This window comes from Gryllotalpicola sp. CP2-P1, assembly GCF_057512245.1.
In genome coordinates, this window is sequence record NZ_JBLRDT010000287.1 from 1 (window position 1) to 2,363 (window position 2,363).

At 67.8% G+C, this 2,363-nt stretch carries 2 protein-coding genes; both read left to right on the forward strand.

The features are described 5' to 3' along the window. A partial coding sequence (locus ACM2XV_RS14330; RefSeq protein ID WP_487027418.1) for a hypothetical protein occupies positions 1-293 on the forward strand: 293 nt, incomplete at its 5' end. 76 nt (positions 294-369) lie between these two features. Further along, the coding region (locus tag ACM2XV_RS14335; RefSeq protein WP_487027419.1) for an APC family permease at positions 370-2,363 on the forward strand (1,994 nt) is incomplete at its 3' end.

A 2,363-nucleotide genomic window follows, 5' to 3' on the forward strand; every position in this document is an offset into this window, starting at 1 on the left:
CGCCGCCGGGCTTCTCGTGCTGCGCCGACTCACGCGCGGCGCTCGCGAGGTCGGCGCAGCACGCGAAGCCCGGTGGCGCCGGGACGAGCGCCGGGCCGGACGCCGACGCGCGGGCGCGCTCGCGCTTCGCGCTGCGCGACGCCGAGCTCGCCCTGAGCGACTTCCGTCAGCGGCTGCGGAACGAACTGCGCGCGGCCGCCGCGCGCGACGAGCTGACGGATGCCGCGGTGGAGCGACTGCGCATGGAGCTGGTCCGAGTGGGGAACGAACTGGCGGAGGTGATACACCGCTGAGCACCCCCTGGGAGGTATCCCGACATGGCTTCATGCGGTTTTGACAGGTGTTTGGCGGGTACTAAAGTTGCCGCTCGTGACAAACGAGGCTAAGACCTCAGCCGCCGAGTCGTTCTCGGCCAAACGGTGGCTGATCGGCGAGCCGCTCGCCAGCGAGAAGCTCGAGGGCCAGCTGCTGCCGAAGCGTCTCGCCCTACCCATCTTCGCTTCCGACGCGCTGTCCTCCGTGGCCTATGGCCCGCAGGAGCTCATGCTGATCCTGCTGACGGGCGGCGTGTCCTTCCTCGCCTTCTCGCCCTGGATCGCGGCGGCGGTCGTCATCGTGCTCATCACGGTGGTCGCCTCGTACCGCCAACTGATCAGGGCGTACCCCTCGGGCGGCGGCGACTTCGAGGTCGCTCACAAGAACCTCGGCGAGAAAGCCGGCCTGATCGTCGCCGCGGCGCTGCTCACGGACTACGTGCTGACGGTCGCCGTGTCGGTCGCCTCCGGCGTCGACAACATCATCTCGGCGCTGCCGATGCTGCACGAGTTCCGGGTCGAGCTCTCGATCGTGTTCGTCGCGCTCATCGCCGTCGTCAACCTGCGGGGAGTGCGTGAGGCGAGCAAGGCCTTCGCGATCCCGACCTATGTCTTCGCCGCGAGCATCGCCGTCATGATCATCACGGCGCTCGTGCGCACCGCTCTCGGGCATCCCCCCGTCGCGGAATCCGCCGGCTACTCGGTGGCGCACGCCGAGCAGCTCACGCAGGCCGGGCTGATTCTGCTGCTCCTGCGCGCGTTCGCGAGCGGCGCCTCCGCCCTGACCGGCGTCGAGGCGATCGCGAACGGCGTGCAGGCGTTCCGGGTCCCGAAGATCCGCAACGCGCGCACCACGCTGCTGATGCTCGGCGGCATCGCCGTCACGCTGTTCGTCGGACTCGTCGTCGTCGGCCTCATCTCGCACGTGCACTACGCGCAGAATCCGTGCGACCTCGTCGGCTGGGCCCAGTGCGCCACCGAGCCACAGCGCAGCCTCGTCGCCCAGGTCGCCGCGGCGACCTTCGGCAACAACTCCGTGCTGTTCTTCGTGGTGCAGGCGGCCACCGCGATCGTCCTGCTGCTCGCCGCGAACACGGCGTTCAACGGATTCCCGCTGCTGACCTACGTGCTCGCGAAGGACTCCTACGCGCCGAAGGCGCTGTCGACGCGCGGCGACCGCCTCGTCTTCTCGAACGGCGTGGTCGGTCTCGCGCTGGCGGCGATCGCACTGCTGGTCATCTACCAGGCGAACCTGTCGAACCTGATCCAGCTGTACATCATCGGCGTCTTCGTCTCGTTCACGCTCGGTCAGTCGGGCATGGTGCGGCACTGGCTGCGCCTCTTGCGCGACGGCCGCGATGGGGCCGGGTTCCGCACGGAAGACGGCGAGCTGATGAACCGCGGCACGATCATCCGCAGTCTGAGCATCAACGCCTTCGGCGCGATCCTCACGGCATCCGTGCTCATCGTCGTGACGATCACCAAGTTCACGCACGGCGCCTGGGTCGTCTTCATCATCATGCCGATCCTGTGGCTGCTGATGCTCGGCGTGAACCGCTACTACCGCGACGTCGAGCTCGAGGTCGCGGTCGACCCCGGCGACAAGTTCGGATCGACCGGCGACCACGCCATCGTGCTCGTCGGCAAGATGCAGAAGCCCGCGCTCAAGGCTCTCGACTACGCGATCGCGGCGAAGCACGACTCCATCGAGGCCGTGCACATCGTCGTCGACGCCGAGTCGACCGAGCGGCTCAAGCAGCAGTGGAAGGACATGAACATCCATGTCCCCCTGACGCTGATCGACTCGCCGTACCGCGACTACGCGCTGCCCCTCGCGAAGTACATCAAGAAGCGCCGCGAGTTCTGCGGCTCAGAGGTCGTCACGGTCTACCTGCCGCAGTACATCGTGGGTCACTGGTGGGAGCAGATCCTGCACAACCACCGCGCCCGCCGCATCAGCCGCGAGCTGATGCTCGTGCACGGTGTCGTGATCGCACTGGTGCCGTGGCTGCTCGATTCCTCCGAGCTCATCTACGGCCGCCGCTCGCG